This is a genomic window from Streptomyces sp. NPDC046862 (genome assembly GCF_040704615.1).
Taxonomy (GTDB): Bacteria; Actinomycetota; Actinomycetes; order Streptomycetales; family Streptomycetaceae; genus Streptomyces.
In genome coordinates this window covers 39,525-54,694 of record NZ_JBEYXP010000044.1, presented here as the reverse complement: position 1 = coordinate 54,694, position 15,170 = coordinate 39,525, and the positions used below count along the sequence as shown (strand labels likewise).

Annotated in this window: 13 protein-coding genes; 6 read left to right on the top strand and 7 right to left on the bottom strand. The window is 71.2% G+C overall.

Annotated features, from left to right (window positions below; all coding sequences use genetic code 11):
- The first annotated feature begins 40 nt into the window (after positions 1-40).
- Positions 41-463, top strand: a complete 423-nt coding sequence (locus AB0959_RS37405) for a cupin domain-containing protein (RefSeq protein WP_366831220.1) — start codon at positions 41-43, stop codon at positions 461-463.
- 78 nt (positions 464-541) lie between these two features.
- Here the strand turns inward: AB0959_RS37405 and AB0959_RS37400 are convergent, their stop codons facing one another.
- Entirely contained in the window at positions 542-712 is a 171-nt protein-coding gene (locus AB0959_RS37400) for a hypothetical protein (protein WP_366831219.1), read from the bottom strand.
- A 150-nt stretch (positions 713-862) separates the two neighbouring features.
- On the opposite strand from AB0959_RS37400, the gene AB0959_RS37395 reads away from it, so the two are divergent.
- On the top strand, positions 863-2,743 hold the full coding sequence (locus AB0959_RS37395; protein WP_366831218.1) for a thioredoxin-like domain-containing protein: 1,881 nt from the start codon (positions 863-865) through the stop codon (positions 2,741-2,743).
- Between the two features lie 7 nt (positions 2,744-2,750).
- On the opposite strand, the gene AB0959_RS37390 is transcribed toward AB0959_RS37395, so the two are convergent.
- The 5 genes from AB0959_RS37390 to AB0959_RS37370 form a co-directional block, all read right to left on the bottom strand.
- Positions 2,751-2,915 carry a hypothetical protein gene (locus tag AB0959_RS37390; RefSeq protein WP_366831217.1) on the bottom strand — a complete coding sequence of 55 codons (165 nt, stop codon included), beginning with the start codon at positions 2,913-2,915 and terminating at the stop codon, positions 2,751-2,753.
- Positions 2,916-3,099: 184 nt separating this feature from the next.
- Complete coding sequence (locus AB0959_RS37385; RefSeq protein WP_366831216.1) at positions 3,100-4,287, bottom strand: glycosyltransferase family 2 protein; 1,188 nt, start codon at positions 4,285-4,287, stop codon at positions 3,100-3,102.
- A 250-nt stretch (positions 4,288-4,537) separates the two neighbouring features.
- Positions 4,538-4,789 carry a DUF6458 family protein gene (locus AB0959_RS37380; RefSeq protein WP_366831215.1) on the bottom strand — a complete coding sequence of 84 codons (252 nt, stop codon included), beginning with the start codon at positions 4,787-4,789 and terminating at the stop codon, positions 4,538-4,540.
- A 135-nt stretch (positions 4,790-4,924) separates the two neighbouring features.
- A complete protein-coding gene (locus AB0959_RS37375; protein ID WP_366831214.1) occupies positions 4,925-6,241 on the bottom strand; it encodes a M18 family aminopeptidase in 1,317 nt (438 codons plus the stop codon).
- A 218-nt stretch (positions 6,242-6,459) separates the two neighbouring features.
- Positions 6,460-8,286 (bottom strand): acyl-CoA dehydrogenase, encoded by a 1,827-nt coding sequence (locus tag AB0959_RS37370; RefSeq protein WP_366831213.1) that lies wholly within the window; start codon positions 8,284-8,286, stop codon positions 6,460-6,462.
- Positions 8,287-8,440: 154 nt separating this feature from the next.
- On the opposite strand from AB0959_RS37370, the gene AB0959_RS37365 reads away from it, so the two are divergent.
- The 4 genes from AB0959_RS37365 (at position 8,441) to AB0959_RS37350 (ending at position 12,620) form a co-directional block, all read left to right on the top strand.
- On the top strand, positions 8,441-8,908 hold the full coding sequence (locus tag AB0959_RS37365) for an SseB family protein (RefSeq protein ID WP_366831212.1): 468 nt from the start codon (positions 8,441-8,443) through the stop codon (positions 8,906-8,908).
- A gap of 154 nt (positions 8,909-9,062) precedes the next feature.
- Positions 9,063-10,034: a pirin family protein gene (locus tag AB0959_RS37360; RefSeq protein WP_366831211.1), complete on the top strand. Its 972-nt coding sequence runs from the start codon at positions 9,063-9,065 to the stop codon at positions 10,032-10,034.
- 266 nt (positions 10,035-10,300) lie between these two features.
- Positions 10,301-11,404: an XRE family transcriptional regulator gene (locus tag AB0959_RS37355; protein ID WP_366831210.1), complete on the top strand. Its 1,104-nt coding sequence runs from the start codon at positions 10,301-10,303 to the stop codon at positions 11,402-11,404.
- An 88-nt stretch (positions 11,405-11,492) separates the two neighbouring features.
- Positions 11,493-12,620, top strand: a complete 1,128-nt coding sequence (locus tag AB0959_RS37350; protein ID WP_366831209.1) for an AI-2E family transporter — start codon at positions 11,493-11,495, stop codon at positions 12,618-12,620.
- A gap of 12 nt (positions 12,621-12,632) precedes the next feature.
- Here the strand turns inward: AB0959_RS37350 and AB0959_RS37345 are convergent, their stop codons facing one another.
- Positions 12,633-14,750 (bottom strand): SpoIIE family protein phosphatase, encoded by a 2,118-nt coding sequence (locus AB0959_RS37345; RefSeq protein ID WP_366831208.1) that lies wholly within the window; start codon positions 14,748-14,750, stop codon positions 12,633-12,635.
- Positions 14,751-15,170 lie beyond the last annotated feature (420 nt).

Here is a 15,170-nt window from a genome sequence, read left to right as displayed (position 1 = left end):
CACTCGTACGGGGCGGGCGGCAGCCCCGACGATGACCTGTATGGAACGCATGGAACGCACGGAAGCCACGGAACCCACGGAACCGATCTCTCTCGGCAAGGCCCTCGCGTCCTTCGACGCCCTGTGGAGCCCCCGCATCGTCACCACCGTCAACGACTACGACGTCCGCGTGGCCAAGGTGGAGGGCGAGCACCTCTGGCACACGCACGACCACACCGACGAGTTCTTCCTGGTCCTGGACGGCGAACTGCACATCGCCCTGCGCGAGCCGGCCGGTGAACGGACCGTCGTGCTGCCCAAGGGATCGGTCTTCACCGTCCCGCGTGGGACCGAGCACAAGCCGATCGCTCCCAAGGGCGCCTCGATCCTGCTGCTCGAGCCGTCGGGCACGCTCACCGTGGGCGACCGCCACGACGAGGTCCCGGACCACGTGGACGCGACGACGGGACACGCTCTGGGCTGAGCCCGGGTGCCTGCCGACCAGGTATCCGCAGGGGCACCCGGAGTGCTCCGGGCGCCCCCGGCCGGGTCGGCCCGCCGCTTACCGGTAGCCCTCCCTTATGTCCGCGTCCCGCTCGTCGCCGTACGAGCGGCGCGGTTCCTCGCGGGTGCCGTGGAGCTCGGGCATGTCCCTCGACTCGGGCTCGCGCTCGTCGTCGTCCTGGTAGGGGGCGCGGTCGCGGGTGCCGGAGCCGCCGGAGTCGTGCGTCATGGAACTGCTCCTCGCAGTCGGCCCCCCTGCTTGCGTCGAATATCCCTCCAACGCCGCCGATACGCATCCGGTAGAGGGCCACTCACTTTCGGTGACGAAAGTTATCCACAGGCTCGCGAGCGCTCCTCGCGGAAGTGGCACGCTTGATCCATGACCGACTCCGCATCCCACTCCACAACCGGCCCTGCACCGCGCCGTGTCCGTGTCCGCGCCCCCGAGCTGACCGGCAAGGGTGGCTGGATCAACACAGGCGACAAGGAGCTCGGGCTCGCTCAGCTCCGGGGGCGCGTCGTAATTATTGATTTTTGGACCTTTTGTTGCGTGAACTGCCTGCACGTCCTGGACGAGCTACGGGAGTTGGAGGAGAAGCACCGGGACACGGTGGTGGTCATCGGTGTGCACTCGCCCAAGTTCGTGCACGAGGCCGACCACGGGGCGGTCGTGGACGCGGTCGAGCGGTACGGCGTGGAGCACCCCGTGCTCGACGATCCCGAACTCGCCACCTGGAAGCAGTACGCGGTGCGGGCGTGGCCGACGCTGGTGGTGATCGACCCGGAGGGCTATGTCGTCGCGCAGCACGCCGGCGAGGGGCACGCGCACGCGATAGCGCGGCTGGTGGAGGAGCTGGAGGCGGAGCACGAGGCGAAGGGCACACTGCGCCGCGGCGACGGCCCGTACGTGGCCCCGGAGCCCGAGCCCACGGTGCTGCGCTTCCCCGGCAAGGCCCTGCCGCTGCCGTCGGGCACCTTCCTGGTCAGTGACACCACCCGGCACCGGCTGGTGGAGCTGGCGGCGGACGGGGAGACCGTCGTCCGGCGCATCGGCTCGGGCGCCCGGGGCTTCGCGGACGGCAAGGGCGAGGAGGCGAGCTTCAGCGAACCGCAGGGGCTGGCGCTGCTGGCCGACGGTTCGGTCGTGGTCGCCGACACCGTCAACCACGCCCTGCGGCGCCTGGACCCGGTCACCGGTGAGGTCACGACGCTGGCGGGCACGGGACGCCAGTGGTGGCAGGGCTCGCCGACGTCCGGTCCCGCGCGCGAGGTGGACCTGTCGTCCCCGTGGGACGTGGCGGTCTTCGAGGGGCGGGTGTGGATCGCCATGGCGGGCGTGCATCAGCTGTGGACGTACGACCCGGCCGAGGGCACGGTCGCGGTGGCGGCGGGCACGACCAACGAGGGGCTGGTCGACGGCCCGGGCCCGGAGGCCTGGTTCGCTCAGCCGTCGGGTCTGGCGGTGTCGGTGGACGGGCAGCGGCTGTGGCTGGCCGACTCCGAGACGAGCGCTCTGCGCTGGGTGGACCGGGAGGGTGCCGTCCACACCGCCGTCGGCACGGGACTCTTCGACTTCGGGCACCGTGACGGCGCCGCCGAACAGGCGCTGTTCCAGCATCCGTTGGGCGTGACGGCGCTGCCCGACGGCTCGGTCGCGGTCAGCGACACCTACAACCACGCCCTGCGCCGCTACGACCCGGCGACGGGCGAGGTGACCACGCTGGCCACGGATCTGCGGGAGCCGTCGGACGCGGTGCTGGCCGGCGACGACATCGTGGTCGTCGAGTCCGCGCGCCATCGGCTGACCCGGCTTCGCCTGCCGGAGGAGGCCGTGCGGGTCGAGTCGGTCGCCCACCGCACCCAGCGCGCCGCCACCGACGTCGCGCCCGGCGCACTCCGGCTGGACGCCGTCTTCCAGGCCCCGAAGGGCCAGAAGCTCGACACGCGCTACGGTCCGTCGACGCGCCTCCTCATCTCCTCCACGCCGCCGGAGCTGCTCCTGAAGGGCGAGGGCGCGGACACGGACCTCTCCCGCACGGTCGAGCTCAACCCCTCCATATCGGAGGGCGTGCTGCACGTGTCGGCGATGGCGGCGTCCTGCGACGACACCGAGTCCATCAGCGGCTCCGCCGCGGGTGCGAACGAGTACCCGGCGTGCCACGTCCACCAGCAGGACTGGGGCGTGCCGGTCCGCGTCACCGAGGGCGGGGCGGACCGGCTGCCGCTGGTGCTGGCGGGGCTGGACGAGCCGGGCGTCTGACGCGGGGTCAGCGGCGGCGCGGGCGGGGCGCCAGCTTGTACAGGGCCACTCCCGCGGCCACCAGGGTGGTGGCCGTCACCAGCAGCGCCATGCTGTTGAACCACAGACCGGTGGTGGCCAGGGCGGCGCCTCCTGCGCCGGTCGTGCCGACGCCGATCACTCTTCCGTACATCGTGCTTCTCCTCGCGGGGTTGGTGCGTGGGGGGCGGTTCGGGGTGGGCCCGCTCATGGGCCTGTGGCGACGGCCTCCGGGCCTGTGACGACGGCCTCCGGGCCTGTGGCGACCGTCTCGGGGAACGGAGAGGGACTCGGGGCCGTGACGGCCTGGGGCCTGTACGGCCGCGTGGGCCGGGCCGCTAGGTGGCCACCCACTTCTCCTCGCTGCGGCGGAACAGCCCCCACAGCGAGGTGAAGTAGACGGCGTGCTGGAACAGGTCGTAGAGCATCTCCGGGATCATCAGCGCCGCGACCAGGACCGCCGTGGGGCCGGCGCGGCGGACGGAGACGGTCTTCTCGACCACGAAGATCAGGCCGATCGAGGTCCAGAACGGCGAGAAGCCGGGCCAGCCGTACAGCGCCGTGAACGAGATCATGAAGCTGAGGTAGGCGAGGAACGCCAGCGCGCCGAAGCCCATCAGGAACTGCTGGAGGAAGTAGCGGGCGGTGACCCTGGTCCAGCCGTAGTCGCGCAGGTTCTCCAGGGCGCCGCGCTGCCAGCGCAGCCGCTGGTGCCACAGCTTGCCGAGGGTGGGCATCACCTCGGTGGTGACCGCGCAGCCGGCCGGGGACATGGCCCGGTAGCCGAGGGTCTTGACCGCCTTCGTCATCTCGTCGTCCTCGGTGAGCGAGGCGAGGCTGTAGTAGCCGTTGCCGCCGCCGATCACGCCGGTGCGACGGGCGGTGCGCACCTCGCGCAGCACCCGGGCGCGGAACATGGTGCCGGTGCCGGTGAGGACCTGGGCCTTGCCGCCGGTGCGTTCCAGTTCCCAGGCGTAGCGGTGGAACTCCATGCGCTGCAGAAAGCCGAGGACGCCGCCGCCCTCCTCGCCGTAGAAGACGCCGCCGACGGCGCCGACCCTGCGGTTGAAGGTGGCGAGGGCGGTCTCGGTGAACCAGGGGTTGAGGACGGTGTCGGCGTCCTGCACCAACAGCAGGTCGAGGTCGTCCAGGTGCGGAAGGATCCAGGCGATGGCCTGGTTGAGGGCACCGGCCTTCTTGTGCGCGTTGCCCTGGGTGACGAAGACCTGGGCGCCGTGGGCCGCGGCTACGGCGGCGGTGGCGTCGGTGCAGTTGTCGGCTGCCACCACGATGAGGTCGGGGCGGCGGTTCTGCGCCCACAGGCCCTCGATCGCGGCGGCGACACGGTCCTGTTCGTTGTGGGCCGGTATCAGCGCCGCGAGGCGCGGGGTGGAGCCCTGTTCGTCGGGAGCGGCGTGCGCCCGGCGCGCGGCATGGCGGCCGCGCCGGTGGGGGTGCGGGTGCGGTTCTTGCGGTCGCGGGTCGCGTGCCGGGGCGACCGCTGCCGACGCGGCGAGGTCGAGCACGGTAGGAGCCCCCCGAGGTGCAGGTGGTAAAGGCCCGGGGTGTCCCCCCACCGGGCCTCAAGGCTCCAGAGTCTTCACGCTATTCACACACGATCACAAGACACCTTGGGTTACGGAATGCTCAAGGTTGTCTTTTGTGTTCCCTCGCACCGGATCTGTCCTGTGCATGCCGTCTGTCTCGTGCGTGCCGTCCTGTCTCGTGCGTACCGTGTGCCGTGTGTGTCGCATCTGTCGTCTCGTCAGTGTTTCGTCAGACGCCGTAGCCGTCGGTGTAACCGTCCCTGTGGTGGTGGCGGCCTTCCTCGCCGACCACTGGCGTCGCGGGCGGCACCACCACGCGCCTGCGCCTGGCGATGCTGCTGAACGTCGCGACCCCGATCAGTCCGACGATCATGAAGATGACGCCGACCAGGTCGAGGTTGACCCCCTGCATGTCCCAGTCGGTGGCGAAGGTGAGGATGGCCCCCACGGCGATCAGGATGATGCATCCGCCCAGGCCCATGAGTCACTGCCTCCCAGTTCGGTCCGGTCGCTGCCGGATCCTCCGGTCGTTCCGGTCAACGCCGAGTACCCGGGGTGGCTTCACTCATGCGGCGGGGTTGACAAGGACGAACCAGGGGGACTTTCGAAACGCCCTCTAGCCCTCCAGGAAGGCCGTCAGCGCGTTCGCCAGCAGGAACGGGTCGTCGGCGCCGCAGAGTTCGCGGACGCTGTGCATGGAGAGGATCGCGACGCCGATGTCGATGGTCTTGATCCCGTGCCGGGCCGCGGTGATGGGGCCGATCGTGGTGCCGCAGGGCATGGCGTTGTTGGAGACGAAGGACTGCAGGGGGACACCGGCCTTCTCGCAGGCGGCGGCGAACACCGCGCGACCCGAACCGTCCGTGGCGTAGCGGTTGTTGACGTTCACCTTGAGGATGGGCCCGCCGCCCGCGCGCGGGTGGTGCGTCGGGTCGTGCCGCTCGGCGTAGTTGGGGTGGACGGCGTGGCCCGTGTCGGAGGACAGGCAGATGGTGCCGGCGAAGGATCTCGCCCGGTCCTCGTAGGAGCCGCCGCGGGCGAACACCGAGCGCTCCAGCACCGAACCGAGCAGCGGGCCGTCCGCGCCCGTGTCGGACTGCGAGCCGTTCTCCTCGTGGTCGAAGGCGGCGAGTACCGGGACGCAGGGCAGCTCCAGGTCGCCGGCGGCCTCGGCGGTGGCGATCGCGACGAGCGCCGCGGTGCCCGCGTGCACGGACAGCAGGTTGTCCATGCGCGGGCCCGCGACGAGCTCCTGGTCGCGGCCCAGGTAGGCGGGCGCCTCGACGGAGTGCGTCATCAGGTCCCAGCCGGTCACCTCGCCGGCGGGCAGGCCCGCCTCGTGCTCCAGGAAGGCGATGAGGTCGCCGTCGCGGACGTCGTTCCCGAGGCCCCAGACCGGCTGCAGGTGGCGCTGCTTGTCGAGCTTGAGCCCCTCCGCCGACACCGAGCGGTCCAGGTGGATGGCCAGTTGGGGGACGCGCAGCAGCGGGCGGTCGATGTTGACCAGGCGGGTCGAGCCATCGCGCAGGGAGAGGCGGCCGGCGAGACCCAGGTCGCGGTCCAGCCAGGAGTTGAGCAGCGGGCCGCCGTAGACCTCGACGGCGACCTGGCGCCAGCCGTGCGCGCCGCTGTCGGGCCGCGGCTTCACCCTCAGGTTGGGGGAGTCGGTGTGCGCGCCGACGACGCGGAACGGGGTGTGCGGCTCGGCGCCCTCGGGGACGTACCAGGCGACGATCGCGCCACCGCGCAGTACGTACCGGCCGCCGGCGGTCGTACCGTCCCACGCGTCCGTCTCCGCGACCTGGCGGAAGCCTGCCTTCTCCAGCCGCTCGGCGGCGTTCGCCACGGCGTGGTACGGCGACGGACTGGCCGCCAGGAAGGTCATGAGGTCGTCGGTGTGGCCGCGGTCGAAGCGGGCGCTTGGGCTGCTCATGGGTTCACCTTAACGACGTACGAGGGCCCGCTCCCGGCGATGGGAGCGGGCCCTCGTAAGGGGGGTGTGGAGAGTCGGGCGCCCGAACGGCCGGGCAGGATCCGTTCAGCCGCCCAACCCGGTCGGAAGGGGTGGTAACCGGCCCCGGGGTGTCAACTGTCCCGCGAAGGACCTCCCGCGAAGGACCTCCCGCGAAGGACCTTCGCGAAGACGAAGACCTAGAACGCCGCCTCGTCCAGCTCCATCAGGTCCAGGTCCACACCCTCGGAGATCTTGCGGGCCAGGGTCACGCCCGGCAGGACGTTGGCCGCGAAGAACTTCGCCGCCGCGATCTTGCCTGTGTAGAAGGCCTTGTCCTTGGCGGGGGCGGACGGGAGCTTCTCGGCGGCCACGGCGGCGCCCTTGAGGAGCAGGTAGCCGACGACCACGTCACCGGAAGCCATCAGCAGGCGGGTGGTGTTGAGGCCGACCTTGTAGATGTTCTTGACGTCCTGCTCGGTGGCCGCGAGGTCGGTGAGCATCAGGCCGACGATGGCCTCCAGCTCGACGGCCGCCTTGGCGAGCTGGTCGCGGGCCGGGGCCAGCGGCTCGCCGCCCTCGCCGAGCGCCAGGAACTTCTTGATCTCCTCGGCGAGCGAGTTCAGCGCGGCGCCCTGGTTGCGGACGATCTTCCGGAAGAAGAAGTCCTGGCCCTGGATCGCGGTCGTGCCCTCGTAGAGCGTGTCGATCTTGGCGTCGCGGATGTACTGCTCGATCGGGTACTCCTGCAGGAAGCCGGAGCCGCCGAAGGTCTGCAGCGACTGGGCGAGCTGCTCGTAGCCCTTCTCGGAGCCGTAGCCCTTGACGATCGGCAGGAGCAGGTCGTTCAGCGCCTCCAGCGAGGAGGTGTCCTCGCCGGCGGCCTCCTTGACGGTGATCTCGTCCTGGACCGAGGCGGTGTAGAGGACGAGGGCGCGCATGCCCTCCACGTACGCCTTCTGCGTCATCAGCGAGCGGCGCACGTCCGGGTGGTGCGTGACGGTGACCTTGGGAGCGGTCTTGTCCATGAAGTTGGCCAGGTCGGGGCCCTGGACGCGCTCCTTGGCGTACTCCAGCGCGTTGAGGTAGCCCGTCGACAGCGTGGAGATCGCCTTCGTGCCGACCATCATGCGGGCGAACTCGATGATGCGGAACATCTGACGGATGCCCTCGTGCTTGTCACCGATCAGCCAGCCCTTGGCGGGGTGGCGGTCGCCGAAGGTCATCTCGCAGGTGTTGGAGGCCTTCAGGCCCATCTTGTGCTCGACGTTCGTGGCGTACACGCCGTTGCGCTCGCCCAGCTCGCCGGTCTCGAAGTCGAAGAGGTACTTGGGTACGAGGAAGAGGGAGAGCCCCTTGGTGCCCGGACCGGCACCCTCCGGCCGCGCCAGCACGTAGTGGAGGATGTTCTCCTCCATGTCGTGCTCACCGGAGGTGATGAACCGCTTCACGCCCTCGATGTGCCAGGAGCCGTCCTCCTGCTGGATCGCCTTGGTGCGCCCGGCGCCCACGTCCGAACCGGCGTCCGGCTCGGTGAGCACCATGGTGGAGCCCCAGGTCTTCTCGACCGCGATCTCGGCGATCTTCCGCTGCTCCTCAGTGCCCTCGTCGAAGAGGATGCGGGCGAAGGCCGGGCCGGAGGAGTACATCCAGACCGCCGGGTTCGCGCCGAGGATCAGTTCCGCGTACGCCCAGATCAGGGACGGGGGAGCCGTCGTGCCGCCGATCTCCTCGGGCAGGCCGAGCCGCCAGTACTCGGAGTCCATGAAGGCCTTGTAGCTCTTCTTGAAGGACGCCGGGACCGGGGCGGTGTTGGTCTCCGGGTCGAAGACCGGCGGGTTGCGGTCGGCGTCCACGAAGGACTCGGCCAGCTCGTTCTCCGAGAGGCGGGTGAGCTCCTCGAGGATGCTCTTGGCGGTGTCCGTGTCCATCTCCGCGAACGGGCCGGTGCCGTACAGCTTGTCGCGCCCGAGCACCTCGAAGAGGTTGAACTCGATGTCGCGGAGATTCGACTTGTAGTGCCCCATGGCGACGGCTCCGTAGAGAGAGATGGGCGAGGCACTGACTCCTCGCGTTCAGTTCACGTAGTTCACGTACCAACAAGTAGCTCCGATGATGCTACCCGTCGGTAATAAGAAGCAACCCCGATCGGGTCATCTGTGACTCGTTACTCTTTGCGGCATGTACGGCTACGACCACACCGCGGGCCCCCAGCAGCAGTACGCCCCGCCGCCGCAGCAGCCGATGAACGGCGCGTACGGGCAGCAGCAGCCGCTGTACCCGGAGCCGTCGCCGCCGTCGCTCGCGGACGCGGTGCGCGCCTTCACCACCGGACAGACGTCCGCCGAGGACTTCCAGCAGGTCTTCGCGACGTCCAAGGTCTACTGCCCACGTGGTGACAACCCCGGCTTCCTCGCGCTGCACAACACCCAGCAGCCCGTGATCCCGATGTTCACCTCGCTCAAGGAGCTGCGCCGGTACGCGGGCAAGGAGTCCAAGTACTTCGTGATCACCGGCGCCGAGGTCATCGACCTGCTGCCCACCGGCTACGGCTTCGTGCTCGACATGGAGGGCGAGCACCGGATGGTCTTCGACGCGAAGGCCGTCGAACAGATGGTCGAGTTCGCGATGCGGCGCATGTATGGCTAGACGCGCTGGATGCCGTTGCTTCGCAGGCGGCTGACAGGTTCGGATGCGGCCGCACGACCCGGACGCCCGGAGGGAATGCCCTCCGGGCGTTCTGTGTTGGGGCTGGCAAGAAGTTCAATAATCAACTAACCTGAGCGCACAAGGAGGTACCGACATGCCCGCAGTGACCGTCGAGAACCCGTTGACGCTGCCGCGCGTCGCCGCACCCGCCGACGCCGTGGCGCGTCCCGTGATCGGTGTGACGACCGCGCCGAGCGGGTTCGAGGGCGAGGGCTTCCCGGTGCGCAGGGCGTTCGCCGGGATCCACTACCGCCACCTCGACCCGTTCATCATGATGGACCAGATGGGCGAGGTGGAGTACGCGCCCGGGGAGCCGAAGGGAACCCCCTGGCACCCCCACCGCGGCTTCGAGACCGTCACGTACATCATCGACGGGATCTTCGACCACCAGGACAGCCACGGCGGTGGCGGCACCATCACCAACGGCGACACCCAGTGGATGACGGCGGGCAGCGGCCTGCTGCACATCGAGGCCCCGCCGGAGGCGCTCGTCGTGTCCGGCGGCCTCTTCCACGGGCTCCAGCTGTGGGTGAACCTGCCCGCCAAGGACAAGATGATGTCCCCGAAGTACCAGGACATCCGCGGTGGCCAGGTCCAGCTGCTCACCTCCCCCGACGGCGGCGCGCTGATGCGCGTCATCGCCGGTGAGCTGGACGGCCACGAGGGTCCCGGCATCACGCACACGCCGATCACGATGGTCCACGCGACGCTGGCACCCGGCGCGGAACTCACGCTGCCGTGGCGCGAGGACTTCAACGGTCTCGCGTACGTCCTCGCCGGGCGCGGCAGCGTCGGTGCCGAGCGGCGGCCGATCCACCTCGGTCAGACCGCCGTCTTCGGCGCCGGTTCCTCGCTGACCGTCCGCGCGGACGACAAGCAGGACTCGCACACGCCCGACCTGGAGGTCGTGCTCCTGGGCGGACAGCCCATCCGTGAGCCCATGGCCCACTACGGCCCCTTCGTGATGAACACCCGCGAGGAGCTCCAGCAGGCCTTCGAGGACTTCCAGAAGGGGCGCCTCGGGACCATCCCGGCGGTGCACGGGATGACCGAGGGCGGTCTGTAGGGCGAGGCCTGTGCCGGGGTCCGCGTGGGGCCCCTGCGGGTTCGTTTCCGTGATCGCGCCGCGTCCGGCCCACCCCCGTGGGACCGGACGCGGCGACAGGACAAGAGCCTGGGCGAGCGGAACCTGTCCGGCAAGGGATTGCCGTGTCCGGGACAGGCGTACGACTGTCCGGGCTGCTCAGCGCGGTGTGCGGCCGTACGGCCGCGGTGTCCGACATGGCCGGGACAGGGGTTGTCGGCCGTGGCGGGTGTCATGACAATGACGGAATGGCGATCATGGGGGGCCCGGATCCCGCGGAGGCGCGGACCGCGTCCGAGTACGTCGCACAGTTACGGGGGCTCAAGGAAGGCAGCGGGCTGACCTTCCGGCAACTGGAACAGCGGGCCGCCGCACAGGGCGACGTGCTGGCCCGCAGCACCCTCGCGGACGCGCTGCGCCGCGACGGGCTTCCCCGCGCCGAGGTGGTCGCGGCGCTGGTCCGCGCCTGCGGCGCCGGGCAGGACGTGCCCCAGTGGCTCGCGGCCCGGGAACGGCTCGCCGCGACCGAGCGCGAAGCCCCGGAGACCGGCAGTCGTGCGGCCGGCCCCACCGGGTCCGAGGACTCGTCTCGTACATCTCCGGCACCGGCACCGGCCCCAGCCCCAGTCCCAGCCCCAGTCCCATCGCCAGCCCCATCGCCATCTCCATCGCCGGAGGCGGGCCGCTGGGGCCGCACCCGTGCGACCGCCTCCCTCGTCGCGCTGGCCTCACTCGGCACGGTCGCCCTGCTCGTCGTCGGCGCGCTGGTGCTGCTGCCCCAGGGCGGCGGGACGGCGGACGACCCGGCGAAGGGCGACGCGAGCGGCGGGGCGACCATGAACCCGGCGGCCACCCCCGTGCTCCCGGGCCCGGAGCCGGGCTTCTCGCGCATCCGCCCGGCGCGCGCTCCCGAGCTGTGTCTGACCGACGGGGCGTTCTTCGGGGACGGTGCCGACCGGTCCAAGGTGGTCGCCGTCCAGCGGCCGTGCGCCGAGGCCGTTCCGCCGCGTACGAAACTCCTCCGCGCCGACGACGGCCTGTACCGCATCCAGTGGAGGCACCCGAAGGAGGGCACCGGCTGTCTCACCGTCCTGGGCGAGGGACCGTACCGAGGCACGCTCGAACCCCAGAACGACTGCCGGGCGCCCGGAGCCGCCCAGCGGTTCCGTGTGGAGAAGGCCGGCGACCAGGGAAGCCGGTGGCGGCTGCGGCCGGCCCAGGGTGACGGGCTGTGCGTGACCATGCGCGGGAACGCCGGCGAGGTCGGCGCGGTGGCGGCGACGGAACGTTGCGCGCAGGAGGGCGGGGACGGGAACGGGGACGCCCAGGTGTTCCTGATCGGCCCGGAGTGAGCGGGGTTGCCGCCGAACGCTCCTGAGCGGTCACTCGGGCGGGCCGTTCGCGCACGACAGTCCCTGCCCGTCGTGGTCGGCTGGAGGGGTGCAGGACACCAAGCCGCTCGGCCCGGACCCCGGGCCCCTGCTTCCCGAACCCGTCCGTCGCCTCGCCGCCTGGTGTGCCGTCGTCCTGCTCGTCGCCGGGGTCGTCTACGTGGGCGTCCGGCTCTGCGTCGAGTTCCGTACGGCCGTCGTGGCGGTACTGCTCGCGCTCCTCGGGACCGCGTTGCTGAGGCCGCTGCACCGGCGCCTCGTCCGCGCGGGGGTCCACCGGTCGATCGCGGCGGCGGTCACCTGTGTCGCCGTCGTCGCCGTGGTCGGCGGGGCCGTCTACATCGTCGTCGCCGCGATCGTCGACACCGGCGACCAGATCGTCGACTCGCTCAGGGACGCGGGGCGCTCCCTGGCCGAGCGCTTCGGGGCGGCCGGGACCTCGCTGGACGACATGGCCTCCAACGCCCGGGAACTGCTGGGCAGGTTCGGGGGGACGGCTGCCTCCGGAGTGATCAGCGGGGTCAGCGTCGTCGGCGAGACGATCGCCATGGCGGTGCTGGCGCTGCTGCTCGTCTTCTTCTTCCTCCGCGACGCCCACCGCGCGGTGGGCGTCCTGCGCGCCGTGGCCCCCGGCAGCAGGGGCGAGACCCTGGAGGCCATCGCGCGGCGGGCCTTCCACGCCGTCGAGGGCTTCATGCGCGGGACCACCTTCATCGCGCTGATCGACGCCCTCTGCATCACCGTGGGTCTGCTGATCCTCGGGGTGCCCGGTGCGGTCGGGCTGGGCGCGCTGGTCTTCGTGGGCGCGTACATCCCGTATCTCGGCGCCTTCATCTCGGGTGCCGTGGCCGTGCTCGTCGCGCTCGCCGACCGCGGGTTCGTGATCGCGCTGTGGGCACTCGGGATCGTCATCGCCGTGCAGATCCTGGAGGGGCACGTCCTGCAGCCGGTGGTCCAGAGCCGTACGGTCCAGATGCACCCGGCCGTCGTCCTGCTCGCCATCACCGCGGGGGCGTCCGTCGCCGGGATCCTCGGCATCCTGCTCTCGGTGCCGCTGACCGCGGCCGCCTTCGGGGTCGTCCGCGAACTCCGTACGCGGTACGCGCCCGATGCGCCGGACGCGCCCGACGGTCCGGTCGGTCCGGACCGACCGGACCGTCCGGACGCGCCCTCGTGACCTACTCCGTACCTACTCCGTGGCCGGCGTCTCGTACAGCTCGAACCAGATGCTCTTGCCCTCGCCCCGCGGGTCGACGCCCCACGCGTCCGCGAGCAGCTCGATCAGCAGCAGCCCGCGCCCGGAGGAGGCGAGTTCGCCGGGGCGGCGCTTGTGCGGGAGGTCGTCGCCGGCGTCCATGACCTCCACGCGCAGCCGGCGCCGGTCCTGCCCGCCGGTGACCTCGGCGACCAGGAGGGCGTCGGCGTCCGTGTGGACCAGCACGTTGGTGACCACCTCGGAGACCAGGAGGACGGCCGAGTCGACCTGCTCGGCGCCGGCCCAGTCGTGCAGGAGTTCGCGCACGTGCCGGCGGGCTCCGGCGACGCGCTCCGGCTCGTCCTGGGCGACGGTGAGGGCCGTACGGCGCACGGTGGGCCGTTCGAGGGTGGTGTCGCCGCAGCCACAGCCCTCGCCCTGACGGCACAGCAGCAGCACCGCGATGTCGTCCTCGCGGCGGTCGGCCAGCGGGCCCGGCGTGTGGTGGGAGGACGGGCCGTGCACGCCCTGGACCAGGGCGTCGGCCAGCGCCTCCAGGTCGCCGTCGTGCGACTCCAGGATCCGGCGGATGCGGCGCCAGCCGGTGTCCAGGTCGTGGCCGCCGGTCTCGATCAGGCCGTCCGTGCAGATCAGCATGGTCTCGCCGGGCTCCAGGACGATCCTGGTCGTCGGGTAGTCGGCGTCCGGGTCGATGCCGAGGGGGAGCCCGCCCGCCGTGTGCCGGGTCAGGACCGTGCCGTCGGCCATCCGGACCGCCGGGTCGGGGTGCCCGGCCCGGGCGGCCTCCAGCGTGCCGGTCTCCGGATCGACCTCGACGTACAGGCAGGTCGCGAACCGCAGGTCGATGCTCTCCTCGTCGTGCTGCGTGATCCCGTAGAAGAAGCGGGAGGCGCGGGAGAGCACCGCGTCCGGGCGGTGGCCCTCCGAGGCGTACGCACGCAGCGCGATGCGGAGCTGGCCCATGAGGCCGGCCGCGCGTACGTCGTGGCCCTGGACGTCGCCGATGACGAGGGCGAAGCGGCCGCTCGGCAGCGGGATCAGGTCGTACCAGTCGCCGCCGACCTGGAGGCCGCCGCCGGTCGGTACGTAGCGGGCGGCGACGCTCATGCCGGGTATCTCCGGGCCCAGCGTCGGCATCATCGAGCGCTGCAGCCCGTCGGTCAGCTCGCGCTCGGTCTCGGCGGTGACCGCGCGGGAGAGGGCCTGGGCGAGCATGCGGGCCACCGTCGTGAGGACCGAGCGCTCGTCGGGCGTGAAGGAGACGGGGTGGGCGAAGGCCGCCATCCACGCGCCCATCGTCTGTCCGGCGACGGTGAGCGGGATGAAGGCCCAGGACTGGCGGCCGAAGCGTTCGGCGAGGGGCCAGGAGGCGGGGTAGCGGAACTTGTAGTCCTCGGGGGTGGACAGGTAGACGGCACGGCCCGTGCGCACGACCTCGGCGGCCGGGTAGTCCATCTCCAGCGAGATCTGGGTGAACGGGCGCTCGTCGCCGGGTTTCTGCCCGTGGTGGCCGATGACGGTGAGCCGGTCGGCCTCCACGCCGAAGACGGCGAGGCCGTCCGGGGAGAAGCCCGGCATCGACAGCCCGGCGGCGACCCGCAGCACCTCCTCCGTCGAGCGGGCCTCGGCCAGCGCGCGGCCCGCGTCCAGCAGGAACGCCTCGCGGGAGCGGCGCCAGTCGCCGGTGACGGGGGTGCGGGCGGCGGTTCCGGGCGGGGGTTCGGAGACCTCCTGGAGGGTGCCGATCAGTTCGAACTCCCCGGTGAGGCCGTCGACGATCGGCTTGGACCGGCTGCGCACCATGCGCACCACGCGTCCCTGGTCGTCCACGATCCGCATACGGACCTCGGCGATGGTCCCTTCGATGACGGCGAGGCGGACGATGCTGTCGACCTCGATCCAGTCCTCGGGGTGGAAGCGGGCACGGATGCCGGCCTCGGTGATCGTCGTCGGCTCCGGCGGCAGCCCGACGAGGCGCGCGGCCTCGGCGTCCAGAGTGACCAGGGCGGTGCGGGGGTCCGAGCGCCACAGGCCGGTCGCGAGAGCGGACAGGACGTCCCCTACGGCGGGCAGGGGCTCACCAGTGAGCATTGACCCACTTTAAGAACAGCTGATCGGACACTGCCACCGAAGCTGTACATCCCACTCAGTCACCGTGGCCGGGACCCGCCGCTGTCCCGGAGACGGCGGGGACTGGGGAAAGCGCTGTCTCCGGTCGGGCGTACGCGTTGCGACAGTGCTGCCGCTCGGGCGGTGCGGGTGCGGGGGTGAAGGTCATTGGCGGGGAAGCGTCGTTCCGTTCCGTTCCGTTCCGTTCCGGTCCGGTCCGTCGTGGCTGGGGCGTGGTGCGCGTCCGCCGGGTTGGGCGGGGTGAGGGTGGTCGGTGGGTGCTGCCTTGGCGACTGCGGATGGTGTGTGGTTGCTCGCCCCCCGCGGCGGAGCCGCATGATGTCACTGCCCCGCGCCCCTTGCGGAGCGCGGTCCCGCAGGTGGTCGAGTGTCTGCGGCGCC

Excerpts from the sequence above, each read along its gene's own strand:
- AB0959_RS37405 (WP_366831220.1), top strand. The coding sequence starts at position 41 with ATGGAACGCATGGAACGCACGGAAGCCACGGAACCCACGGAACCGATC.
- AB0959_RS37400 (WP_366831219.1), bottom strand. The coding sequence starts at position 712 with ATGACGCACGACTCCGGCGGCTCCGGCACCCGCGACCGCGCCCCCTAC.
- AB0959_RS37395 (WP_366831218.1), top strand. The coding sequence starts at position 863 with ATGACCGACTCCGCATCCCACTCCACAACCGGCCCTGCACCGCGCCGT.
- AB0959_RS37390 (WP_366831217.1), bottom strand. The coding sequence starts at position 2,915 with ATGTACGGAAGAGTGATCGGCGTCGGCACGACCGGCGCAGGAGGCGCC.
- AB0959_RS37380 (WP_366831215.1), bottom strand. The coding sequence starts at position 4,789 with ATGGGCCTGGGCGGATGCATCATCCTGATCGCCGTGGGGGCCATCCTC.
- AB0959_RS37375 (WP_366831214.1), bottom strand. The coding sequence starts at position 6,241 with ATGAGCAGCCCAAGCGCCCGCTTCGACCGCGGCCACACCGACGACCTC.
- AB0959_RS37370 (WP_366831213.1), bottom strand. The coding sequence starts at position 8,286 with ATGGGGCACTACAAGTCGAATCTCCGCGACATCGAGTTCAACCTCTTC.
- AB0959_RS37365 (WP_366831212.1), top strand. The coding sequence starts at position 8,441 with ATGTACGGCTACGACCACACCGCGGGCCCCCAGCAGCAGTACGCCCCG.
- AB0959_RS37360 (WP_366831211.1), top strand. The coding sequence starts at position 9,063 with ATGCCCGCAGTGACCGTCGAGAACCCGTTGACGCTGCCGCGCGTCGCC.
- AB0959_RS37355 (WP_366831210.1), top strand. The coding sequence starts at position 10,301 with ATGGCGATCATGGGGGGCCCGGATCCCGCGGAGGCGCGGACCGCGTCC.
- AB0959_RS37345 (WP_366831208.1), bottom strand. The coding sequence starts at position 14,750 with ATGCTCACTGGTGAGCCCCTGCCCGCCGTAGGGGACGTCCTGTCCGCT.